Source organism: Halorhodospira sp. 9621, assembly GCF_022228055.1.
GTDB classification, from domain to species: Bacteria; Pseudomonadota; Gammaproteobacteria; order Nitrococcales; family Halorhodospiraceae; genus Halorhodospira; species Halorhodospira halophila_A.
In genome coordinates this window covers 17,615-41,406 of record NZ_JAJNRD010000005.1, presented here as the reverse complement: position 1 = coordinate 41,406, position 23,792 = coordinate 17,615, and the positions used below count along the sequence as shown (strand labels likewise).

Genomic DNA, 23,792 nt, shown 5'->3' with positions numbered 1-23,792 from the left:
TATACTCGGGGGCTGCGCCCCCCCGGGAGCGCCTTGGCCGATCAGAAGAGGGGATCACGAGGTCCATGCAAGAAGAGCCGGAAACGGAACGGACGGAACAGGATGAGCACCACCTGCGCCTGCGCAACATGGTCCTCGAGGACTATGACGATGTCGCGCGCATCATGGACCAAGTGTATCCCGATATGGACGGGGCGTGGTCCCGGGAGCAGTTCGCCGCGCAGATCAACCGCTTCCCGGAGGGGCAGATCTGCATCGAGGACAATGGTCGTGTGGTTGCCGGCGCCATCACGCTCATCGTGGACTACGGCCGTTTTGGCGACAAGCACACCTACGAGGAGATCACCGGCGGGGGCTACCTGACCACCCACGACCCCAACGGCGACGTCCTCTACGGCGTGGACATCTTCGTCGATCCGGAGTACCGCGCCATGCGCCTCGGCCGTCGGCTCTACGACGCGCGCAAGGAGCTGTGCCGGCGCCTGAACCTGCGCGGCATCGTCGCCGGCGGGCGCATTCCCGGCTACACCCGGCACGCCGACGAGATGTCGCCCGAGGAGTACATCGAGCTGGTCAAGCGCCGCGAGATCCACGATCCGATCCTCTCCTTCCAGCTCGCCAACGACTTCCACGTGCGGCGGATCATCACCGACTACCTGCCGTCGGACCGCGACTCGCACGCCTACGCCACCCTGGTGCAGTGGAACAACATCTTCTACGAGCCCAAGGAGCAGCCGCTGATCACGCGGCGCAAGGCCGTGGTCCGGGTTGGCACCGTGCAGTGGCAGATGCGCCCGATGAGCTCGGTCGATGAACTGATCGACCAAGTCGAGTTCTTCGTGGACGCCCTGGCCGGCTACAACGCCGATTTCGCCCTGTTCCCGGAGTTCTTCAACGGCCCGTTGCTGTCACTATTCAACCAGGAGAACCCGGCCGAGGCCATCCGCGGACTGGCGCAGTACACCGACGAGATCGTCGATGAGATGTCGCGTCTGGCCGTCTCCTACAACATCAACATCATCGCCGGCTCGATGCCGGTCTACCAGGAGCAGTCGCTCTACAACGTCTCCTACCTGTGCCGGCGCGACGGCACCACCGACGAGCAGCACAAGCTGCACATCACCCCCGACGAACGCTCCTACTGGGGCGTGCGCGGCGGCGACGAGCTCAAGGTCTTCGAGACCGACATCGGCAAGATCGGCATCCTGGTCTGCTACGACTCCGAGTTCCCGGAACTGCCGCGAATCCTCAACCAGAAAGGGGCGCGCATCCTCTTCGTGCCGTACTGGGTGGACACGCAGACCGGCTACCTGCGCGTGCGCCGCTGCGCCCAGGCCCGGGCCATCGAGAACGAGTGCTACGTGGCGATCACCGGATCCGTCGGCAACCTGCCCAAGGTCGAGAACATCGACATCCAGTATTCACAGTCGGCCGTGTTCTCGCCGGCGGACTTCGCCTTCCCCCACGACGCCATCGTGGCGGAGACGACGCCGAACACGGAGATGACCCTGATCGTCGACCTGGACCTGGACAAGCTCACCGAGATCCGCAACGAGGGATCCGTCCGCAACTACAAGGACCGCCGCCTGGACCTCTACCGCATCCAGTGGCTGGGCCGGGACTGATCGGCCCGGCCCCGGAAATCAGGCGATCAGCGCCAGCAGCACGAGTACAGCGCAGACCACGGCGGTGAGCCGCCCGCGGAGCTGGCGGTACCAAGGCGGGAAGCCGGTCCCCGGATCGGCGAGGCGCTCGTAGCCGTACCAGGCGGCGAACCCGGCGGCCAGCAGCAGTGCCCCGGCGGCAGGGGCGGCAACAACCCCGAGCCCGGCACCCAGCCAGCCGACCAGCGCCGGCAGGACACCGACTGTCATGACCGGCCAGGGGCGCTGGTCCCGCAGCAGCGCCACCCCCCAGTGGACCCCGCCGAGGAACGCCAGGATGGCGGCGCCGTAGGCCAGGGTGGCGGCCACCGCCTGCTCGTGGACCCCCGCGGGAGCGGCGGCGGCCACCAGCAGGCCGACCACGAACGGGATCAGCCCGGCATAACCCAGCGCACGGCCCGGGCGCTCGGCCCGTGCCGACGCTGCGGTGTCACCGCCGACCACCGGATGCTCGAGGAGCTCATCGGGACCGCCGACGAAGGCGCCGTGGACGAAGATCTGGGGCAGGCTCCGCCAGCCGGTCATCTCCTGGAGCTGGTGGAATCGGTCGCGCATCTGCGCCGATCCCATGGGCATCTCGACCTCCCGGTAATCCACCCCGCTGCGGTGCAGCGCCCGCACCACCGAACGGGTATCGGTCAACCCCGAGCGGAAGATGACCACCGTCGCCGAACTCAGCTCACGGGCCAATGCGGGATCGCCGCCGCCCTGCCGTATCGTGCCGTCATCTGTCATGCCAGCTCCTCCGGTTGCATCGCGCCCCCAGTGTAGGGGATCCGGCGCGGCACCGTCGCCGGACATGCGGACTCTGAAAGTCCACTTTTGCTAGCATGAACCCGTCCGCCACACCGTTCAGCAAACCCGGGGATCCGAGCCATGTACGCACCCAAGGGCGAACCCATCACCTTCCAGCGCGACTGCGAAGCCGTGGTCATCCCCGCCGGGGACACCGGCATCATCCCCGCCGGCGCAGAAGGGGTGCTGACACAGGCCCTCGGCGGGAGCTACACCATCTACCTGCAGGGCTACCTGTTCCGCATCGACGGCGCCAACGCCGACGCCATCGGCAAGGAACCACCCCAGCCCCCGGAACTCCCGGAAGGCGCCGGCGACGAGGACGTGGAGCGGCTGATCTGGGAACAGATGGCCACCTGCTACGACCCGGAGATCCCGGTCAACGTGGTCGACCTCGGGCTGATCTACCGCTGCGACATCCACAAGGACGAGCACGGGCAGCGCCATGTGGACATCGACATGACCCTCACCGCGCCAGGCTGCGGCATGGGCGACATCCTCGCCCACGACGTCCGGGTCAAGGTGCAGATGGTGCCCACCGTCGCCGAGGCCCAGGTGAACCTCGTCTTCACGCCGCCGTGGAGCAAGGAGATGATGTCCGAGGCCGCCAAGCTGCAGGTCGGCCTGATGTAGTCGCAGACACTGGCGCCGCCCCCGGGGGGGGGGCCCCCCGCGGGGGGGGGCGGGGGGGGGGGCCCCCCCCCGGGGGCGCGGACATCCGGCCGCGATCAGAAGCCCTGCTTCTCCATCCAAGGGATGATGCGATCGAAGGCACGCTCGATATCGTCCATGGAGGCCGCGTAGCTGATGCGCAGCGAATTCGGGCAGCTGTCACCGAAGGCATCGCCGGGGACCACGCACACGCCGGTCTCTTTGAGCATTCGCGTGGCCAGATTGGTGGCGTCGGTGTTCGGCGGCAGCGACGGGAAGATGTAGAACGCCCCCTGCGGCCGATAGCTGGTCATATGCGGGGTGTTGCTGACCAGCTCCACAATGCGGTCACGACGCTGACGGTAAGCGTCGAGCATCTCGTCGACGCACGCCATCCCCCCCTTGAGGGCGGCAACCCCGGCCCACTGGGCCGGCGTGTTGGCGACCGTGGTGGTGAAGATGTGGAAGCGCTGGAGCTTCTTGATCGCCCCCTGGCTGGAGATCAGCCAACCGATGCGCAGACCGGCCATGCTGAAGGTCTTCGACAGGCTGGAGACCGCCATGACGTGGTCTAGGTCCGAGGTGCAGCGCAGCACACTCGGATACTCCATCTCGTCGAGCACCAGGTGATCGTAGACCTCGTCACTGAAGACGTAGACCCCGCGGTAGGCGGCCTCCTGGACGATGGCCTCGACGGTCTCCCGCGGGTAGACCGTGCCGGTGGGGTTGCTCGGCGAGTTGAGGATGATGCCGAAGGTGCGCATGCCGATGTTGTCGATCACCTCCTGCGGATCGATCTGATGACCGTGCTCCGCCCGGGTGGGGATCGGCTTGACCTCCGCGCCGTTCATGCGGATCAGGGGGGCGTAGAGGGGGAAGGTCGGATCCGGGACGAGGAACTGCCGCCCCGGCGCCGCCGTGGCGGCGATCGCCAGGTACATCGCCTCGGTGGCGCCGGTGGTGATGAGCACGTTCTCCGGGGCCAGCGGGCGATCGTAGCGCTCGCTGTAGTACTCCGCCACGGCCTCGAGCATCTGCGGCAGGCCGGCATCCATGGTGTAGCCGGTCTTGCCGTCCCGCAGGGCCTGGATATGCGCCTCGACCACGTGCTCCGGCATGGGGAAATCGGGCTGGCCGATGGACAGGTGGATCACGTCGTCCATCTCGGCCGCCATGTTCACCATCTTGCGGATGCCGGGGATGGGCAGGGCCCGGATCGAAGGGCTCCATACCGGCTCGCGCTCGTCGTCGGGATCGATATCGTCGGGATAGGCCACGGCACGCTCCCTGCGTTTCTTCGCACTGGACTCGCGGGTGGCGGCTGCTTCGCCACTCGCCCCTGACTGCAAAGTGTCATCCTTTCCAGTCCGCTTACAAGACCCCCGCGGCCGAAAGCCGGGCAGTCGCGCTCCTTGTCCCTCCCCCGTCCACCCGATACCTTGGACAGAAATCACCGCTAGGAGGTCGAGGGGTCATGGCCGACGGAGCACGACCTGTCATCGCCCTGCTCACCGCCCCGGACGAGGGACCGCCGCCGGGGCTCGAGCAGCTTGAGGACCGCGCCGAGGTCCGCCACGCCACCACCCGCGAAGGGCTCACCGAAGCCATCGCCGATGCCCGGGTCCTGCTGGTGACGGATTTCCGCACCCGCTTCGTCCGCGATGCCTGGCCCCACGCCCGTCAGCTCGAATGGGTCCACGCCACCAGCGCCGGCGTCGATGCCCTGCTCTTCCCCGAGATGGCCCGCTCCTCGATCCCCCTGACCAACGCCCGCGGCATCTTCGACCGGGCCATCGCGGAGACGGTGCTGGGGATGATCCTGCTCTTCGCCAAGGACATGCGTACCACCCTGGCCCTGCAGGAGCGCCGCGAATGGCGCCACCGTGAGACCGAGCGCATCCAGGGCAAGCGGGCGCTGGTCGTCGGGGCCGGATCCATCGGCCGGCAGATCGCCCGGCTACTGGACGGCGCCGGGCTGTCCGTCGACGGCGTGGCCAGCCGTCCGCGCAGCGACGACGCCGACTTCGGCACGGTCTACGGCACAGCGGACCTGCACGAGCAGCTGCCGCGGGCGGACTACGTGATCATCGCCGCCCCGCTGACCGACGCCACCCGGGGGCTGTTCGACCGCCGTGCCTTCCGGGCCATGGACCCCGGCGCGCGCCTGATCAACATCGGCCGCGGGCCGATCGTGGTCACCGAGGATCTGGTCGCGTCCCTGCACGACGGGGAAATCGCCGGCGCCGCCCTGGACGTCTTCGAGGAAGAGCCCCTGCCGGCGGCGCACCCGCTGTGGGACATGCCCAACGTCTTTATCTCGCACCATATGGCCGGCGATTTCGTCGGCTGGCGCAAGGCGCTGATCCATCAGTTCATCGACAACTTCGAGCGGTGGTCCACCGGCTCACCGCTGTGCAACGTCGTCGACAAGCAACGCGGTTACGTGCCACCGGAGAACCCAGCATGAGCAGCAACCCCAACGCCATCGCCGAACTCACCGCCAGCGAGCTGCTCCGTCGCTACCGCGACGGCACCCTCTCCCCCGTCGAGGCCACGGAGGCGGCCCTGGCGCGGATCCGGGCCCACAACGAGACGGTCAACGCCTTCTGCCTGGTGGACGAAGAGACGACGCTGGCCGCTGCCCGGCGCGCCGAGCAGCGCTACCACAACACCTCGCCGATGGGCGAGCTCGATGGCGTGCCGGTGGCCATCAAGGACGTCTTCCTGACCCGCGGCTGGCCCAATCTCAAGGGCTCCAAGACCGTCGACCCGGCCGGCCCCTGGGAGCAGGACGCCCCGGCGGTCTCGGCGCTGCGCCGCCACGGCTTCGTGCCGCTAGGCAAGACCACCACGCCGGAACTCGGCTGGAAGGGGGTCACCGACTGCCCCTGCTACGGCGTCACCCGCAACCCCTTCGACCCCGACAAGACGGCCGGTGGCTCCAGCGGCGGCAGCGCCTCCTCGGTGGTACTGGGCATGGGCCCGCTGGCCCTGGGCACCGACGCCGGCGGCTCGATCCGCATCCCGGCCGGCTTCTCGGGCCTGGTCGGGCACAAGCCAACCCAGGGCCGGGTGCCCCTGTGGCCGGCGAGCCCGTTCGGGCAGCTGGCCCACCCGGGCCCGATGACCTGGACCGTGGAGGACGCCGCACGGCTGATGAACGTCATCGCCGAACCCGACCTCCGGGATCCGACCCTGCCCGCGGCCGGCGGCGACTACGTGGCCGCACTGGCCGGCGGTGTCGGCGGCCTGCGCGTGGCCTTCAGCCCCAACCTCGGCTACGTGCAGGTCGATCCCGAGATCGCGCGCAGCGTGGCCGAGGCGGCGCGCCTGTTCGAGGCGCTGGGCGCGCAGATCGAGGAGGTGGATCCGGGCTTCGCCGACCCGCGCGAGGCCTTCGATCTGCTCTTCTTCGGCGGTGCCGCCAACGCCCTGCGCAGCATCCCCGAGGAGCGCCACGCCGAGATGGACCCCAACCTCATCGAAGCGGTGGGCAGCGTTCGCGACGCCTCCATGCTCGACTACCTGGCGGCGATGAACGAGCGGGCCGCGCTCATCGAGCGCACCAGCCTGTTCCACCAGCGCTACGACCTGCTGCTCACACCGACGCTGCCCATCCCGGCGTTCACGGCCGGGCTCGAGGTGCCGGAGGGGTGGCACGACCGCCGCTGGCCCAGCTGGACCCCCTTCACCTACCCGTTCAACATGACCGGCCAACCGGCCTGCTCGGTACCGTGCGGCTTCACGGCCCAGGGCCTACCCATTGGCCTGCAGATCGTTGGCACCCGGCACGCCGACGCGCTGGTCCTGCGTGCGGCCCACACCTACCAGCAGGCCGCGCCGCTGACTGACCAGCGGCCAGCCTGGGCCCACTGACCGGCGGGCACCGGCTCCGGAATACCGAACCACGACTCCGCTGCCAAGAAGGTCAACATGATCGATTCTCCGCTACTGCCCGAATTCAACTCTTACATCGCCGGCAACTGGGTGGGCGCCGACAACGGCGCCACATTCCAGATCACCAACCCGGCCAACGGCGAGCTGCTCGGCGAACTCCCGGCGCTGGGCGCCCACGAGGCCAACCGGGCGGTCGATGCCGCCGATGCCGCCCTGGCGGAAACGCCGGACCTGGAGACCCGGCGCGGCTGGCTGCAGGCCATCGATGCCGCACTGCGCGAGCACCAGGAGGAGCTCGGGCGCATCCTGACCCTGGAACACGGCAAACCCCACGCCGAGGGCCAGGGCGAGGTGCTCTACGCTGCCGGCTTCTTCGCCTACGCGGCCCGCAACCTCGATGCACTCGCCCCGCGGACCCTGGAGGAACAGCCCCGCGGCTGCACCTGGACCGTACACAACCGTCCAGCGGGCGCGGTGGCCTTGGTCACGCCGTGGAACTTCCCCATCGGCATGATCGCCAAGAAGCTCTCCGCCTCCCTCGCCGCCGGGGCGCCGGCGGTGGTCAAGCCGTCCTCGAAGACGCCGCTGACCATGGTGGCGCTGTTCACCCTGCTCCACCGCGAGCTGGACCTGCCGCCGGGCATGGTCAACCTGGTCACCGGGGCCGCGGGCCCCATCGGCGATGCCCTGCTCGCCGACCGGCGCATCCGGGTGTTCAGCTTCACCGGCTCGACCGGCGTCGGTCAGCAACTGATCCGCGCCAGCGCCGACGACTGCACGCGCCTGGCTCTGGAACTCGGCGGCAACGCACCGTTCATTGTCTTTGCCGACACCGATCTTGACTGGGCCGCGGATCAGCTGATGGCCAACAAGTTCCGCGGCGGCGGACAGACCTGCGTCTGCGCCAACCGCATCCTGGTCGAGGCGTCGGTGATCGACACCTTCTCCGAGAAGGTGGCCGAGCGCGCCGCCCGGCTGACCGTCGGTGATGGCATGGCCCCCGGGGTGGATCTGGGGCCGCTGATCGACCGCAGCGGTTACGACAAGGTCCGCCGCCACTACCTGGACGCCGTCGAGCAGGGCGCCACGCCGGTGCTCGGCGAAGACCCGGGCCCGCTGGAGCACGAGCACGGCGCCTACTTCCCGCCGACGGTCGTCCGCGGCGTCACCGCCGACATGGCCTGCTGGCAGGAGGAGACCTTCGGGCCGCTGGTGCCCATGGCCGCCTTCGGCGATGAGGCCGAGGCGCTGGCCATGGCCAACGATACGGAGTTCGGCCTGGCCGCCTACCTGTTCACCGGTGACGACGCCCGGGCCGAGCGATTCATCCGGCGCCTGGCCTTCCCCCACGTGGGCTGGAACACCGGCAGCGGCCCGACGCCGGAGGCCCCCTTCGGCGGCATGAAGCTCTCCGGCTACGGCCGCGAGGGCGGCCTCGAGGGGCTGTTCGAGTTCATCGATACGCAGACCGTGCCCCGCGGCGGCTGACCCTCCGCGGCGCCCCGGGGGCCTGCGGCTGCCGGGGCGCCCCACCCCGCCTACCCGTCGGCCCCGCGCACCTCGCGGAGCGACGAGGCGCCCAGCGCCAGCGCCAGGAGCCGATCCACCCCCAGCGCCACACCGGCGCAATCGGGAACGCCCTGCTCGAGCGCGGTGAGCAACCGCTCATCGAGCGCGTGTACCGGCTGGCCGGCACCGCGGCGCTCGGCCTGCTCGGCCCGGAAGCGCTCGCGCTGCGCCGCCGCATCGGTGAGCTCATGGTACCCGTTGGCGATCTCCAAGCCGTCGATGAAGAGCTCGAAGCGCCGGGCCGTGCGCGGGTCGGCGTCGTCCAGGCGGGCCAGGGCGGCCTGGCTGGCCGGGAACCCATCGAGAAAGGTCAACTTACCGTGGCCCAGGGCCGGCCCCACGGCGTGAGAGAGCAGCAGATCGAGCGTCTCATCGCGCCCCGCCGGGACGCCCCCGTGCAACTCGATGCCCTGGTCCGCCAGAGCGTCGCGGAGCACGTCATCCGCGTCGGCCAGGGGATCGACACCGGCATAATGACGAAAGGCCCCTTGGTAGGACCAGCGCTCCACCGGGCGATCACCGACAAGCAGCGCCGCCAGCGCCGCCACCTCGTCCATCAGGTGGTGGTGATCAAAACCAATGCGATACCACTCGAGCAGGGTGAACTCGGCGGCGTGCCAGCGCCCGCACTCGCCACCGCGCCAGGCCGGACCGAGGTAGTAGATGTCGCCACTGCCGGCGGCAAGCATCGCCTTCATGGCCGATTCCGGCGAGGTCTGCAGGTAAGCGGTGGCGCCGTCAGCGGCGGCGCCTGGCACCGAGATGCTCTCCAGCGCCGGGTCCATGGCCGCAGGACCGAGACACGGCGGCTGCACCTCCAGCACCTCGCGCTCGGCCAGGAAGCGGCGGATCCGTGCCAGCTCCCGCCCCACCCGGCGCACGGTGGCGCCATCGGCGGCGCCGCGCGGAGCGCCGGCCGCCATCGTCAGTCCTTGGCGCGGCTGACGTACTCCGCCTTGCGGGTGTCGACGCGCAGCACCTCACCCTCCTCGATGAACAGGGGCACCCGCACCGTGGCTCCGGTCTCCAGCTTGGCCGGCTTGGTGCCGCCGCTGCTGGTATCGCCACGCACACCCGGATCGGTCTCGATGACCTTGAGGTCGACGAAGCTCGGCGCCTCGACCTGCAGCGGCGCGTCGTTCCAAAGGATCACGGTGCAGGTATCCTGCTCCTTGATCCACTGGGCCGCATCGCCCACGGCGCTGGCCGGGGCGGCCTTCTGGTCGAAGGAGTTGGGATCCATGAAGTACCAGAACTCACCGTCGTTGTAGAGGTACTGGAGTTCGGTCTCCATGACGTCGGCCGCCTCGACGCTCTCGCCGGACTTGAAGGTCTTCTCGACGACGCGGTTGGTCTTCAGATTGCGCAGCTTGACGCGGTTGAAGGCCTGCCCCTTACCGGGCTTGACGAACTCGTTCTCGACGATGGTGTAAGGATCACCGTCGAGCATAATCTTGAGTCCGCCCTTGAATTCGTTGGTGCTATAGGTCGCCATAATCCCCTCGGGTATGCGAAGTTGAAGCGATGCTAACCGATACGGCCCGACAGCCCAAGCCAGGCAGGCAACGCCGCGCCAACGAGCGCTGGCGCCAGGAGCTGGTCGGCGCGATCCGCCAACCCGCCGAGCTGCTCCACCGCCTGGACCTGCCCGAGGCCCTGCTCGCCCCGGCGGAGCGGGCGGCGCGGTCATTCCCGCTGCGGGTCCCAGTTCCCTATCTGGCACGCATCCGGCCCGGGGATCCCCACGACCCACTGCTGCGTCAGGTGCTCCCCATCGATGCGGAACTCGAGACGCACCCCGGCTACACCGCGGATCCCCTGGCCGAACAGGACGGGCACCCCGGCAGCGGCGTCCTGCAGAAGTACCAGGGCCGCAGCCTGCTCATCGCCACCGGGGGCTGTGCCATCCACTGCCGCTACTGCTTCCGGCGCTGCTTCCCCTACAACCGCGAACCCGGCTGGCGCACCGCCCTCGACCGGCTGGAGCAGGCGGGAGCGCCGGAAGAGGTGATCCTCAGCGGCGGCGATCCGCTGCTGCTCGATGATCAGGCCCTGGGCGCCTGCCTCCGGCGCCTCGGTGAAATCGAGGCGGTACGCCGGGTGCGTATCCACACACGGCTGCCGGTGGTGATCCCGTCCCGGGTGACGGCCGCCCTGGCCCGCCATCTGGGACAGACCCGCCTGCAGACCGTGGTCGTCGTTCACGCCAACCACCCCAGGGAGGTCGACGCGGAGGTGGGCTCGGCGTTGGCCCGTCTGGGCAATGTCTGCTCGACAGTGCTCAATCAGACGGTCCTCCTGCGAGGGGTCAACGACGACAGCGCCACTCTGGCAGCGCTCTCCGAGCGGCTGTTCGCCGCTGACGTCCTGCCCTATTACCTGCACCTGCTCGACCCGGTGGCCGGCGCCGCCCACTTCGACGTCGACGAAAAAACCGGGCAGCGGCTCTGGGCGGAACTCGCCCGGAGACTGCCCGGCTACCTGGTCCCGCGCCTGGCCCGCGAGGAGCCCGGCGCGGCGGCCAAGACGGTGATTACACCGGACGCGCCTTGAGCGCCTCGATGCGCTCATCCAGCGGCGGGTGCGACATGAACAGCCGCTTGATCGAAGAGCCGCCCATCCGGCCATTGATGCCGAAGGCCTCCATCTCGTCCGGCATGTTCTGCGGCTCCACCGAGCGCTTGAGCTTCTCCAGCGCGGCGATCATCTTGTCGCGCCCGGCCAGCTTGGCGGACCCGGCGTCGGCCCGGAACTCGCGCTTGCGCGAGAAGTACATAGTAATCATCGAGGCCAACACGCCGAGGACCATCTGGGCGAAGATCATGGTGATCCAAAAGCCGGGGCCGTGGCCGTCCTCGTTCTTGAACACCACCCGGTCGACGAAGCGCCCGGCGACGTGGGAGAGGAAGATCACGAAGGTGTTCACCACGCCCTGAATCAGGGTCAGGGTGACCATATCCCCGTTAGAGACGTGGGCCACCTCGTGGGCGATGACCGCCTCGGCCTCGTCTCGGGTCATGTTCTGCAGCAGCCCCGAGCTGACCGCCACCAGGGCGCTGTTGCGCCGCGCACCGGTGGCAAAGGCGTTGATCTCCGGGGCGTCGTAGATCGCCACATCGGGCATGCCGATGCCCTCACGCTGGGCGAAACGGCGCACCGTCTCCACCAGCCACTGCTCCTGCTCGCCGCGCGGACTCTCGATGGGCTGTGCACCCATCATCTTCATCGCCATGTACTTGGACATCGCTAGCGAGATGAACGAGCCGGCGAAGCCGATACCCGCGGCAAAGATCAGCAGCGTGACCAGCTCCGCATCGATGCCGTGCTCGCGGAGGAACTGCTCCACGCCGAGCAGGTTCAGGATGATCGACAGCACCAACACGACGGCGATGTTGGTCGCCAGCAATAACGCGATCCGGGTCAGCATCGTTGAGAACGCTCCTCTTTCGTCAGACTGCGGGATCCACTTCCTGACGCTTGGATTGGGTTCGGCGGCAAAGGTTTCAAGACCCCGTCACCACGCTCAGACGTCGACACGCAGGCCGCGGACCTGGCGCAGGCCCCGCGGCAGCTGAACGCCACGCCGGCCCCGGGCGGCGCGGAAGGCCTCCAGGTCGTCGCGACTGAGCCGCTTGCCGGTCTTGCCGGCCTCCACCCGCAGCGCAGCGCCGGCGGGCAGCACGGCGACCGCCACCACCACCTCCTCACGGCTGCGCAGGCGCTGGGCCGGGATGCCGATGAGCTTGTTGCCCTTGCCCCGCGCCATCTCCGGGAGCTCCTCGAGGGGGAAGACCAGCAGCCGACCGTCGGAGCTGGCCACCGCCACCTCGGCCCCATCGGCCTCGGCGGGCAACGCCACCGGCGGCAGCACCGCCGCCCCCTCCGGCAGGGTCAGCACGGCCTTGCCCGCGCGGTTGCGCGAGAAGAGCTCCCGCAGGGGGACACGGAAGCCGTAGCCGGCGTCGGAGGCGAGCAGCCAGCGCGACTCCGGGTCGCCGGCGAGCACCGACTGGAAGCGCGCCTTCTCCGGCGGCGTGAGCCGCTTGGTCAGCGGTTCACCTTGGCTGCGCGCCGACGGGAGCGTGTGAGCCGGCACCGCGTAGGCCCGGCCGGTGGAGTCGAGGAAGACCGCCGGCTGGTTGGAGCGCCCCGGGGCGTGATCCAGGTAACCGTCGCCGGCTTTGTAGGACAGCCCGCTCGGATCAACCTCATGCCCCTTGGCCGCGCGCACCCAGCCCTTCTCCGAGAGGACCACGGTCACCGGCTCGCTGGGCATCAGCTCGGTCTCGTCCATGGCCCGCGCCGGGCCGCGGTGGACCAGTGGCGAGCGCCGCTCGTCGCCGTGGGCCTCGGTGTCGCTGAGCAGCTCGCTCTTGACCTGCTCGCGCAGCCGGGCCTCATCGCCGAGGGTGGCGCGCAGCTCGTCGCGCTCGCGCTCCAGATCCCCCTGCTCACCGCGGATCTTCATCTCCTCGAGCCGCGCCAAGTGGCGCAGGCGCAGCTCGAGAATCGCCTCGGCCTGGGCATCACTGAGCCCGAAGCGCTCCATGAGCACCGGCTTGGGCTCGTCCTCCTCGCGGATGATGGCGATGACCTCATCGATGTTCAGATAGGCGGTGAGCAGGCCCTCGAGGATATGCAGCCGGTCCTCCACCTTATCCAGGCGCCAGGCCAGGCGGCGGCGGACCGTCTCGGTGCGGAAGCTCAGCCACTCCGCGAGCAGGTCGCGCAGGGAGAAGACCCGTGGCCGGCCATCGAGGCCGATGACGTTGAGGTGAACCCGGTAGCCGCGCTCGAGATCGGTGGTGGCGAACAGGTGATCCATCACCCGCTCCGGATCCTGGCGCCGGGAGCGCAGCTGGACCACGATGCGCACCGGCGCATCGTGGTCCGACTCATCGCGCAGATCCTCGACCATCGGTAGCTTGCGCGACTGGATCTGGGCCGCGATCTGCTCCATGACCTTGGCGCCGGCCACCTGGTAGGGAAGCGCGTGGATGACGATCTGCGCCTGCTCCCGCTCGTACTCCCAGCGGGCCCGGGCGCGCACGGTGCCGTGACCGCGCTCGTAGATGCCGCGCAGCTCCTCGCGCGGGGTGATCACGTCCGAGGCAGTGGGGAAATCCGGCGCCGGAACGTGCTCGCAGAGTTCAGCGGTGGTGGCCTCGGGATGGTCAAGCAGATGGACGCAGGCGGCAACCACCTCGCGCAGGTTGTGCGGGGGGATGTCCGTGGCCATCCCCACGGCGATCCCCGAACCGCCGTTGAGCAGCACGTTGGGCAGTCGCGCCGGCAGGCGCTCCGGCTCCTGAAGGGCGCCATCGAAATTGGGGATCCACTCCACCGTGCCCTGCCCCAGCTCGCTGAGCAGCACCCGGGCGTAGGGCGTCAGGCGCGCTTCGGTGTAACGCATGGCCGCGAAGGATTTCGGGTCGTCCGGCGAGCCCCAGTTGCCCTGCCCGTCGATCAGCGGGTAGCGGTAAGTGAACGGCTGGGCCATGTGGACCATGGCCTCATAGCAGGCCGCGTCTCCGTGGGGGTGGTACTTGCCCAGCACATCGCCGACGGTGCGCGCCGACTTCTTGTACTTTGCCGCCGCCGAAAGGCCGAGCTCGGACATGGCGTAGACGATCCGCCGCTGCACCGGCTTGAGGCCATCGGAGACGTGGGGCAGGGCACGATCGAGGATGACGTACATCGAGTAATCGAGGTAGGCCCGCTCCGTGAACTCGCGGAGCGGCTGGGTCTCGAAATCGGAGGCAGCGGGATCGGACATAGTTTTTCAGGATTCAGGTTTAGGGGTTCAGGGCTCAGGGGGCAGCGGTCAGGTTGAACGGATCAGGGGCAGTGGCTACTGGTCCCTAAATGACAATCTCCGCCAAGTTGCCCTTGCTCTCCAGCCACTCCCGGCGCTGGGCGGCGGCGCCGCGACCGAGCAGCATGCCCAGCAGGCGCTCGGTCTCCTCCGGGTCGTCGACGGTGAGCTGCACCAGGCGGCGGGTATCCGGGGCCATGGTGGTCTCGCGCAGCTGGACCGGATTCATCTCGCCCAGGCCCTTGAAGCGGGTCTCCTGCACCTTGCCCTTGATGCGCTCCGCCTCGATGCGATCGAGGATGCCCTGGCGCTCGTCGCGATCCAGGGCGTAGAAGGTCTGCTTGCCGACATCGATGCGATACAGCGGCGGCATGGCCACGTAGACGTGTCCGCCGGCGACCAGGGCCGGGAAGTGGCGCTGGAACAGCGCGCAGAGCAGCGTGGCGATATGCGCCCCATCGGGGTCGGCGTCGGCGAGGACGCAGACCTTGTGGTAGCGCAGCCCGGAGAGGTCGTCGCTGCCCGGATCGACCCCCAGCGCCACGGCGATGTCGTGGACCTCCTGCGAGGCCATGACCTCGTCCGGCGCCACCTCCCAGGTGTTGAGGATCTTGCCACGCAGGGGCATGACCGCCTGGAACTCCCGCTCGCGCGCCTGCTTGGCGGAACCGCCGGCGGAATCGCCCTCGACCAGGAAGAGTTCACTGCGCGCCGGATCCTGCCCGGTGCAGTCGGCCAGCTTGCCCGGCAGCGCCGGCCCGCTGCCGACGCGCTTGCGGGTCACCTTCTTGGCAGCGCGCTGACGGCGCTGCGCGGCGCGCACCACCAGATCGACGATCTGCTCGGCGCTCTGGGTATGCTCGTTGAGCCACAGGCTGAAGGCGTCCTTGATGGCTCCGGAGACGAAGGCGGCGCAGTTGCGCGAGGAGAGCCGCTCCTTGGTCTGCCCGGCGAACTGCGGCTCGTGCATCTTCACCGACAGGACGTAGCTGATGTGCTCCCAGACGTCCTCCGGGGCAATCCGCACGCCGCGCGGCAGCAGGTTGCGCAGCTCGCAGAACTCCCGCAGGGCCTCGGTCAGGCCGGTACGCAGGCCGTTGACGTGGGTGCCGCCCTGGGCGGTGGGGATCAGGTTGACGTAGCTCTCGGCCGGGCCGCTGCCCTCGGGGAGCCAGACCAGGGCGCACTCCATCTCCTCGTGCTCGGAGCCGAGCCGGGCGGTGAACGGCGGATCCGGCAGGTGCTCGTACTCGGCCACGGCGCCGGCCAGGTAGTCGCGCAGACCGTCCTCGTAATACCAGCTCAGCACCTCCGGCTCCTGCCCCTCGCCGCCGGTGGCGTCGCGGAGGACGACCGTCAGCCCCGGGCAGAGCACCGCCTTGGCACGCAGCAGGTGCTCGAGCCGCGCCCGGGAGAAGCGCGGGCTATCGAAGTAGCTGGTATCCGGCCAGAAGCGCAGCGTGGTCCCGGTCTCCCGCGTCTTGCCCACCTGCTCCAACGGCTCGATGCGCTCCCCTGCGGAGAAAGCGATGGTGTGCTCGGCGCCGTCACGGCGGATGTGCACCTGCAGCCGCGTCGACAGGGCATTGACCACCGAGACGCCAACCCCGTGCAGGCCGCCGGAGTAGCGGTAGCTCTTACTGGAGAACTTGCCGCCAGCGTGGAGCCGGCCGAGGATCACCTCCACGGCCGGGACCCCTTCGGTGGGGTGGGTATCCACCGGCATCCCGCGGCCGTCGTCGCTGACCTCCAGCGAACCATCGGCGTGCAGAGTCACCTCGATACGCCGGGCGTGGCCGGCCACCGCCTCGTCGACGCTGTTGTCGATGACCTCCTGTGCCAGGTGGTCGGGGCGGTTGGTCTCGGTGTACATGCCGGGGCGCCGGCGCACCGGCTCCAGGCCGGTGAGGACTTCGATGTCGGTGGCGTCGTAGGTCTGCTGGGTCTTGGTCGTCATCGGATCACGTGGTCGCGGATCGGGCCATTGAGGGTTCGCGCTCAGGGCGAGCAGTTTCCGGCTCCCGGCGGCAACTTACAAGGGAGCCGTGCACCGGATATCCCGTCCCCCTCCGGGGCACGGGCGCGAGCGGGCACCCTGCCGGCTCGACGCTCATTTGACCACCCCTTGCGGCTCCGTTACTTTTCCCCGTCATGAGTGAGAGCGATTCGCAGGAATCCGCCCCCCAGGGCGACCTCCCCGACTTCGAGCGCTCGGTGGCCGAGCTCGAGGCACTGATCGAACGCATGGAGCGTGGCGAGCAGAGCCTCGAGGAGGCGCTGCGCGACTTCGAGCGGGGCATCCACCTGACCCGCCACTGCCAGAAGGCGCTGGGCGCCGCCGAGCAGAAAGTGGCCATCCTACTCGAGAACAGCGAGGACGGTGATGTCGGCCCGTTTCGACCCGACGATTCTTGAAGCCCTGGAGGCGGCACTGCCGCCACTGCGCGAACGCGCGGAGCGGGCCCTGGAGGCGGCCCTGCCCGCCGCTGAAGCCCACCCGACGGGCCTCCACGAGGCCATGCGCTACGCCGTGCTCGGCGGCGGCAAGCGCATGCGCCCGACCCTGGTCTACGCCACCGGCCGGGCCCTGGACTACACCGGCAGTGGGCTGGACGCCCCGGCCTGCGCCGTCGAGATGATCCACGCCTATTCGCTCGTCCACGACGATCTGCCCGCCATGGACGATGACGACATGCGCCGCGGGCAGCCCACCTGCCACCGCGCCTACGACGAACCGACGGCCATCCTGGTCGGCGACGCCCTGCAGGCCCGGGCCTTCGAGCTGCTCGCCGACGGCGAGCGGGAGGACGCCCCGGCCCCGGCCGCCCGCGCCGGGATGGTGCAGGCACTGGCCCGGGCGGCCGGCTCGCGCGGCATGGTCGGCGGCCAGGCCATCGACCTCGCCTCCGTCGGGCGCCGGCTCGACGCCGCCGAGCTCGAGGACATGCACATCCACAAGACCGGGGCCCTGATCCGCGCCAGTGTCCAGCTCGGCGCCCTGGCCAGTGGCCCGACCTGCGCCGCCACCCTCAACGCCCTCGACCGCTACGCCAAGTGCGTCGGTCTCGCCTTCCAGATCCACGACGACGTGCTCGACGTCGAAGGCGACGCCAAGGCCCTGGGCAAGGAGCAGGGCGCCGACGCAGCCCGGGATAAGCCCACCTACCCGTCAATCCTCGGGCTGCGCCAGTCGCGCGAACTGGCCGAGCGGCTGGCTGGCGACGCCATCGATGCCCTCGACGGACTGGGCCCCGGCGCCGATGTACTGCGCGGACTGGCCGCCTACTGCATCCAGCGCCAGGCCTGAAAGCCCGCCTTCCCGGACAAAAACCCTGCCGAGACCGTCGGGATCGCCCCTTTACAAATATTTAAACTCGTTCCAAATTCAAACCTACCGCTGGAAGCCGAGACCGAGGCCGCAGAATCATGCTGAACCCCACTTGTCACCCGCCGCACACGACGGGCTCAGACACCAGGAACAAGACCATGGAAGACGTCCAGGGACGAGCCGACACCCGGCAGATCGAGATCAACAAGGTCGGCATCAAGGACATCCGCCATCCGGTGCGGGTCCGCGACCGCACGGGGCGGGACCAGCACACCGTGGCCACCTTCAGCATGTACGTGAACCTGCCGCAACACTTCAAGGGCACGCACATGTCGCGGTTCGTCTCGATCCTCGAGGGCCACGACCGCGAGGTGACCGTCGAGTCCTTCCACGAGATGCTCGCCGAGATGACCGACCGGCTCGAGGCCCATTCCGGGCACATCGAGATGGCGTTTCCCTACTTCGTGAACAAGCAGGCGCCGATCACCGGGGTCGAGAGCCTCATGGACTACGAGGTGACCTTCGTCGGCGAGATCCACGGCGACCGGCACGAAACCTGGGTGCGCGTTGCCGTGCCGATCACCACACTCTGCCCTTGCTCCAAGGAGATCGCCGACCGTGGCGCCCACAACCAGCGCTCGCTGGTCATCGTGACGGCCCTCATGGACGGTTTTGTCTGGCTTGAGGAACTCATCGACCTCGTCGAGCAGGAAGGCTCCTGTGAGCTTTACGGGCTCCTCAAGCGCCCGGACGAAAAACACGTGACGGAGCGCGCCTACGACAACCCGAAGTTCGTCGAGGACGTGGTCCGGGACATCGCCGGCCGCCTCAACGACGATGAGCGCATCGCCGCGTACTCCGTGACCTCCGAGAACTACGAGTCCATCCACAACCACTCCGCGTTTGCGCTCATCGAGCAGGACAAGCGGGGGCGCTGACCGCGCGGCGACACCGCCCCGGCGCGGCCCGGATCAGCTGCCCCGCCCCGCCCGGGGGGCGACCTCCGCCCCCCGGGAGCCCATTTGATAGCAATCAATCGCGACCCGTGCATCGACCGCCTTGAGTGCGTAGCATAGTCCTTGTAGAGTCTCTGACCGTTCGGTCGGTTGGCGAGATGACCGCACCCCGGAACCCGACGTAGGACGCGGAGCCCATGCCCGACAACACCGGTCGCACCGAAGCTGCCGAACGGATCGTCGCCGCTGCCAAGCAACTGTTCGCCCGCGAGGGCTACAGCTCGGTGTCGATCCGCGACATCGCCGAGGCCGCCGAAGTCAGCAAGGCCAATGTCTTCCACCACTTCGCCTCCAAAGAGGAGCTCTACGTGGAGACGCTGCGCCGCTGCTGCGAATCGGCCCGGGCGCTGATCCACGCCTTCGCCGAGGAAGAGACCCGTGACCCGGCACAGCAGCTGCGGGCCTTCGTCCGCGCCGACCTGCACCGCGCCCTGGACGACCCCGATGCCACCCGGCTGGTGCTCGCCGAGGCCTTTGACGCCAATCCGTGTCGCGCCCGGACCCTGGTCGACGAGGTCTTCGGTGCCGACTTCCAGCGCATGACAGAGATCTTCTCGCGCGGCCAGCACACCGGCTCCTGGCGCCGGGACACGAACCCGGCGCTGATGGCGTCACTGATGCTCGCCGCCAACACCTTCTACACCGCTCACCGAGAGGTCCTGCGCCAGCTTCCCGGCGTGGACTTCGCCGACGACCCTGATCAGTACGCGGATCACGTCGTCGACATCCTGCTCGACGGGATCCAAAAGGAGGCCTAAGTGACTGACTGGCACATGCTCGATTCGTCCCCCGAGGCGCCGGCCCGGCCACGCCGGCTGCGGACGGTGGTCGCCATCATCGCCCTGGCCCTGCTCGCTGCCGGCTGTGGCGACGATGCCGGCGACAACGACGGGAACGGCGGCGAGGAGGCGCTTTCGGTGACCTGGATCGAGGCCACCGAGGAACAGGTCCGCGAGGTCCGCAACACCGTCGGCAGCGTCGAGGCCAAGTCGCGCCCGCTGCTCGCCGCCGAGGTCGGTGGCGTCATCGATGCCATCCATGTCGACGAGGGCGCCCGCGTCGAGCGCGGCGACCTGCTCGCCGAGATCGACCGCGAGGACTACGTCGACGACCGGGATGCCGCGGCCGCCGATGTGGCCCGGCTGACGGCGATGGTCGGCGTGCAGGAGCGCAACGTGGCCCGCAACCGGGAACTCTACGAGGACGATCACATCTCCGAGGACGAGCTCGACAACGCCGAGGCCGAACTCGAGGCTCGCGAGGAGGAGCTCGCCTCCGCCCTGGCGCAGTTGCGGCGCGCCGAGCGGGACCTGGAGCGGACCCGGATCCGCGCCGTGGTCAGCGGTGCCGTTGATGAACGCCATATCAGCGAGGGCGACTACGTCACCGCCGGCGACTCGGTCTTCCAGCTCATCAATCTGGATCGGCTCAAGGTCCGCCTGCCGGTCTCCGAGAGCCTGGCCCCGCGGCTCGACAGCGGGACAGAGCTGATCCTGCGCAGCCGCTCCGGCCTGCAGCCAGAGCTGGAGACCACCATCTCGGACCTGCGACCCGGCATCCGCGATGCCACCCGCTCGCTGCAGCTGATCGCCGAGGTGGACAACCCCGGCGGCTGGCGCCCCGGGGCCAGCGCCGAGGCGGAGGTGGTGCTCGATGTCCGCGACGGCCTCGTCCTGCCCAACCAGAGCGTCGTGCGCCGCCCCGCCGGCGAGGTGATCTACGTCCTCGGCGAGGACGGCGGCGCCGTCGAGGAGCGCGCCGTGGAGGTCGGCACCCGCTTCGGGGACCGCGCCGAGATCCGCGACGGGCTGGAGCCGGGTGAGCGCGTCGTCCTCGACGGCGCGGGCTTTCTCACCGACGGCGCCGCCGTGGACGCCGCTCCCCACGAAGGCGACGACGCGGACACGGAGTAACGCACCATGACGCTCTCCGAGCTCTCCATACGCCGCCACGTTCTGGCGGTGATGATCAGCGCGCTGATCGTGCTCATCGGCGCGATCGCCTATCAGGATATCGGCACCGACCGCATCCCCAATATCGACTTCCCCATGGTCAGCGTCACCGTCCACCAGGACGGCGCCGACCCGGAGCTGATGGATTCGGCGGTCACCGACGAGGTCGAACGGGCCGTCAACACTGTCCCGGGCATCGACGACATCCAGTCGGTCTCCCTGCCCGGGACCTCGGTGGTCACCATCCAGTTCGATCTGGAAGTGGACGTGGACGTGGCCTTCAACGAGGTCAACGCGAAGGTCTCCGAGATCGTCCAGGACCTGCCCGAGGAGGCGGAGGCACCGGTCGTCGACAAGGTCGAGATGGACGCCCAGCCGATCATGTGGCTCTCCCTGCAGGGAGATCGCACGGCGCAGGATCTCGACCGCTACGCCCGCAACGAGGTCCGCCCGCAGCTCGAGGGCATCACCGGCGTCGGCGAAGTGCAGATCGGCGGCGCCCGGGAGCGGACCATGCGCCTGGAGGTCGACCCCGACCGCATGGCCGCCCACAACGTCGACGTGCAGACGATCATGCGGGCCCTCGAGGAGGAGCACGCCCAGATGCCGGGCGGCTTCCTGGTCGGTGGCGAGACCGAAGAGATGCTCAAGCTCGACGTCGAGTACCACGACGCCGAAGGACTCGAGCAGATGATCGTCGCCGGGGACGGCGACGAACGCGTGCGCTTTAGCGACATCGGCCGGGTCGAGGACGGCCTGGCGGACATGCGCCAGCTGGCCCGGTTCAACGGCGAGCCGACCATCGGCCTGGGCGTGGTCAAGATCTCCGGGGCGAACACCGTCGCCATCATCGACGAGGTCAAGGAACGCCTGGACGATCAGATCCGTCCCCAGCTGCCGCCGGGGCTGGAGCTGCACATCTCCACCGACGAGTCGCAGTTCATCCTCGAGCAGATCGACTCGCTCTACCTGACCATCGCCCTGGGCATCCTCTTCGCTGCCCTGGTGATGTGGCTGTTCCTGCGCAACCTGCGCTCGACGGCCATCGTCTCGCTGGCCATCCCTGTCTCGCTGATGGCGGCCATCGCGGTGATCCACTTCTTCGGCTACACGCTGAACTCGATCACCATGCTCGGCATGCTGCTGCTCATCGGCGTGGTGGTGGACGACGCCATCGTGGTGCTGGAGAACATCTACCGCCACCGCCAGCAGTACCGGGAAGGCCCCATGGCGTCGGCGATTTCCGGCTCCAACGAGGTTTTCTTCGCGGTCATCGCCTCCACCCTGACGCTGATCTCGATCTTCGGTTCGGTGATCTTCATGGAGGCGATCATCGGTCGGTTCTTCGAATCGTTCGCGGTGGTGGTCGCCTTCGGCGTGCTCGCTTCGAGCATTGTTGCCCTGACCCTGATCCCGATGCTCGCCTCCCGCTTCCTCCACGTACCGGAGCAGGAGGGGGCCTTCTACCGGGCCCTGGAGCAGGGCTTCAAGGCCATCGAGCGGGTCTATCGGTGGGCGCTCGGCTACATCCTGCGTTTCCGGTGGACGACGCTCGGCCTGGCGGCGGTCTTCGCCGTCACCGTCGCGGTGGTCATCGCCCCGCGCCTGGGCGGCGAGTTCGCCCCGGACGAGGACACCGGGGAGTTCATGGTCAATTTCCAGACGCCGCTCGGCTCCGGGATCGAGTACACCGACCGGCAGATGCGCGAGGTCGAGGCTATCCTTGAGGCGCAGCCGGAGGTGGATCGCTACTTCTCGGCCATCGGCATCGGCGACCGCGGGCAGGTCAACCGCGGCATCGCCTTCGTCCGCATGGTCGACCGCGACGAGCGGGACGCTTCGCAGCAGGAGGTGGTGCAGCGGATCCGCCCCGAGCTCGCCGAACTGCCCGGGGTACGCGCCTTCGCCTCCGACGTGCCCTTCGTCCCCGGCCAGCGCGGCGAGCCCCTGCAGTTCGTGGTCACCGGACCCAACGTCGAGGAACTCGGCGATCACGCGCGGGCGATCCAGGAGCGCCTGGAGGAGGTCGACGGCATGGGCAGCATCGACCTGGACCTGGATCTGGAGCTGCCCCAGGTGGAGGTCGAGGTGGATCGGGAGCAAGCCCGGAGTCTGGGCCTGAACGCCCACGACATCGCCCAGACCATCAACGTGCTTGCCGGCGGCTTCGATGTAGCCCGCTTCGACGACGGCCCCGGGGGCCAGGACGGGCGGCGCTACGACATCCGCCTCAAGGCCCAGGAGGACATGATCCGCGACATCGACGACCTGCAGCGGATCCAGCTCCTCTCTGAGCACGGCGAGATGGTGCCGCTGGAGGCGGTGACCACCATGGAGGAGACCTTGGGGCCGGCGGCGATCACCCGCCACAACCTCTCTTACTCGGCGGAGTTCTACGCCGACCCGGAACTACCACTGGCCGAGGCCGTCGAGGAGCTCAACGCCGTGGCCGACGACGTCCTGCCGCTGAACTTCGACGTGGAGCTGGTCGGCCAGGCCGAGGAGATGGAACGGGCCGTCGCCGCCATGCTCTTCGTGCTCTTCCTGGCGGCGACGCTCGTCTATATCGTGCTGGCCAGCCAGTTCAACTCCTTCGTCCAGCCACTGCTGATCATGGCGGCACAGCCGCTGGCGCTGATCGGCGGACTGCTCGGTCTCTGGGTGGGCGGCTTCACGCTGAACATCTACTCGATGATCGGCATGGTGTTGCTCATGGGCCTGGTCACCAAGAACGGCATCCTACTGGTGGATCTAACCAACCAGTACCGCGAGAAGCGGGATCTCTCGATCAACGAGGCCCTGGCCGAGGCGTGCCCCATCCGTCTGCGCCCGGTCCTGATGACCTCGCTGACGCTGATCCTGGCGCTGATCCCGGCGGCGGCCGGCCTGGGTGCCGGGGCCGAGACCAATGCACCGATGGCAGCGGCGATCATCGGCGGTATGATCACGGCCATGCTGCTCACCCTGGCTGTAATACCGGCGGCCTACTCCCTGCTCGAGGGCTACCTCGCGCGGCGGGGCTGGGGCCGGCTGAGCAAGATCGCCGAGGACTACTTCGGATGAGGGGCGGCCCCGGGGGCCTGACGGCCCCCAAGCCCCTGCGAA

General features: G+C 68.9%; 19 protein-coding genes. 12 read left to right on the top strand and 7 right to left on the bottom strand.

Annotated features, from left to right (window positions below; translation table 11 throughout):
- The first annotated feature begins 65 nt into the window (after positions 1-65).
- Complete coding sequence (locus LRF89_RS04080) at positions 66-1,625, top strand: bifunctional GNAT family N-acetyltransferase/carbon-nitrogen hydrolase family protein (RefSeq protein WP_201172018.1); 1,560 nt, start codon at positions 66-68, stop codon at positions 1,623-1,625.
- 18 nt (positions 1,626-1,643) lie between these two features.
- Here LRF89_RS04080 and LRF89_RS04075 read toward each other — a convergent pair whose 3' ends face one another.
- Positions 1,644-2,399, bottom strand: coding sequence for a DUF3429 family protein (locus tag LRF89_RS04075; protein WP_201172020.1), 756 nt, complete (start codon positions 2,397-2,399; stop codon positions 1,644-1,646).
- Positions 2,400-2,540: 141 nt separating this feature from the next.
- Here LRF89_RS04075 and sufT point away from each other — a divergent pair, with 141 nt between their 5' ends.
- Positions 2,541-3,092, top strand: coding sequence for a putative Fe-S cluster assembly protein SufT (gene sufT, locus LRF89_RS04070; protein WP_201172022.1), 552 nt, complete (start codon positions 2,541-2,543; stop codon positions 3,090-3,092).
- 95 nt (positions 3,093-3,187) lie between these two features.
- On the opposite strand, the gene LRF89_RS04065 is transcribed toward sufT, so the two are convergent.
- The gene (locus LRF89_RS04065) at positions 3,188-4,387 is read right to left on the bottom strand and encodes an aminotransferase class I/II-fold pyridoxal phosphate-dependent enzyme (protein WP_201172034.1); all 1,200 of its coding nucleotides are present in this window, start codon (positions 4,385-4,387) and stop codon (positions 3,188-3,190) included.
- 197 nt (positions 4,388-4,584) lie between these two features.
- Between LRF89_RS04065 and LRF89_RS04060 the strand changes: the two genes are divergently transcribed.
- From LRF89_RS04060 to LRF89_RS04050, 3 genes are read left to right on the top strand one after another with little or no spacing between them, the layout of a single operon-like run.
- The gene (locus LRF89_RS04060; RefSeq protein WP_201172036.1) at positions 4,585-5,577 is read left to right on the top strand and encodes a D-2-hydroxyacid dehydrogenase; all 993 of its coding nucleotides are present in this window, start codon (positions 4,585-4,587) and stop codon (positions 5,575-5,577) included.
- Positions 5,574-6,986: an amidase gene (locus LRF89_RS04055; protein WP_238636634.1), complete on the top strand. Its 1,413-nt coding sequence runs from the start codon at positions 5,574-5,576 to the stop codon at positions 6,984-6,986. The genes LRF89_RS04060 and LRF89_RS04055 overlap by 4 nt, the downstream gene beginning before the upstream one ends.
- Positions 6,987-7,043: 57 nt before the next feature.
- The gene (locus LRF89_RS04050) at positions 7,044-8,495 is read left to right on the top strand and encodes an aldehyde dehydrogenase family protein (protein WP_201172051.1); all 1,452 of its coding nucleotides are present in this window, start codon (positions 7,044-7,046) and stop codon (positions 8,493-8,495) included.
- A gap of 50 nt (positions 8,496-8,545) precedes the next feature.
- Here the strand turns inward: LRF89_RS04050 and epmA are convergent, their stop codons facing one another.
- Positions 8,546-9,499, bottom strand: a complete 954-nt coding sequence (gene epmA / locus LRF89_RS04045) for an EF-P lysine aminoacylase EpmA (protein ID WP_201172053.1) — start codon at positions 9,497-9,499, stop codon at positions 8,546-8,548.
- 2 nt (positions 9,500-9,501) lie between these two features.
- Positions 9,502-10,071: an elongation factor P gene (gene efp, locus LRF89_RS04040; protein WP_201172055.1), complete on the bottom strand. Its 570-nt coding sequence runs from the start codon at positions 10,069-10,071 to the stop codon at positions 9,502-9,504.
- 29 nt (positions 10,072-10,100) lie between these two features.
- Between efp and epmB the strand changes: the two genes are divergently transcribed.
- On the top strand, positions 10,101-11,129 hold the full coding sequence (gene epmB / locus LRF89_RS04035; protein ID WP_238636633.1) for an EF-P beta-lysylation protein EpmB: 1,029 nt from the start codon (positions 10,101-10,103) through the stop codon (positions 11,127-11,129).
- Here the strand turns inward: epmB and htpX are convergent.
- The 3 genes from htpX to parE all read right to left on the bottom strand — a co-directional run bounded on the left by htpX (position 11,110) and on the right by parE (position 16,348).
- Positions 11,110-12,000 carry a protease HtpX gene (gene htpX, locus LRF89_RS04030; protein ID WP_201242287.1) on the bottom strand — a complete coding sequence of 297 codons (891 nt, stop codon included), beginning with the start codon at positions 11,998-12,000 and terminating at the stop codon, positions 11,110-11,112. The two genes, epmB and htpX, sit on opposite strands and share 20 nt — an antisense overlap.
- A gap of 99 nt (positions 12,001-12,099) precedes the next feature.
- Complete coding sequence (gene parC / locus LRF89_RS04025) at positions 12,100-14,352, bottom strand: DNA topoisomerase IV subunit A (RefSeq protein WP_201242268.1); 2,253 nt, start codon at positions 14,350-14,352, stop codon at positions 12,100-12,102.
- An 85-nt stretch (positions 14,353-14,437) separates the two neighbouring features.
- Entirely contained in the window at positions 14,438-16,348 is a 1,911-nt protein-coding gene (parE, locus tag LRF89_RS04020; RefSeq protein WP_201172061.1) for a DNA topoisomerase IV subunit B, read from the bottom strand.
- A gap of 194 nt (positions 16,349-16,542) precedes the next feature.
- On the opposite strand from parE, the gene LRF89_RS04015 reads away from it, so the two are divergent.
- The 6 genes from LRF89_RS04015 to LRF89_RS03990 all read left to right on the top strand — a co-directional run bounded on the left by LRF89_RS04015 (position 16,543) and on the right by LRF89_RS03990 (position 23,750).
- Positions 16,543-16,806 carry an exodeoxyribonuclease VII small subunit gene (locus LRF89_RS04015; protein WP_201172064.1) on the top strand — a complete coding sequence of 88 codons (264 nt, stop codon included), beginning with the start codon at positions 16,543-16,545 and terminating at the stop codon, positions 16,804-16,806.
- On the top strand, positions 16,775-17,698 hold the full coding sequence (locus LRF89_RS04010; RefSeq protein ID WP_201172067.1) for a polyprenyl synthetase family protein: 924 nt from the start codon (positions 16,775-16,777) through the stop codon (positions 17,696-17,698). The genes LRF89_RS04015 and LRF89_RS04010 overlap by 32 nt, the downstream gene beginning before the upstream one ends.
- A gap of 179 nt (positions 17,699-17,877) precedes the next feature.
- Complete coding sequence (gene folE2 / locus LRF89_RS04005; RefSeq protein ID WP_238634003.1) at positions 17,878-18,657, top strand: GTP cyclohydrolase FolE2; 780 nt, start codon at positions 17,878-17,880, stop codon at positions 18,655-18,657.
- 215 nt (positions 18,658-18,872) lie between these two features.
- Positions 18,873-19,493: a TetR/AcrR family transcriptional regulator gene (locus LRF89_RS04000; RefSeq protein ID WP_238634002.1), complete on the top strand. Its 621-nt coding sequence runs from the start codon at positions 18,873-18,875 to the stop codon at positions 19,491-19,493.
- Positions 19,494-20,648, top strand: coding sequence for an efflux RND transporter periplasmic adaptor subunit (locus LRF89_RS03995; protein WP_201242272.1), 1,155 nt, complete (start codon positions 19,494-19,496; stop codon positions 20,646-20,648).
- Positions 20,649-20,654: 6 nt separating this feature from the next.
- Entirely contained in the window at positions 20,655-23,750 is a 3,096-nt protein-coding gene (locus tag LRF89_RS03990) for an efflux RND transporter permease subunit (protein ID WP_238636632.1), read from the top strand.
- The last annotated feature ends 42 nt before the right edge of the window (positions 23,751-23,792 follow it).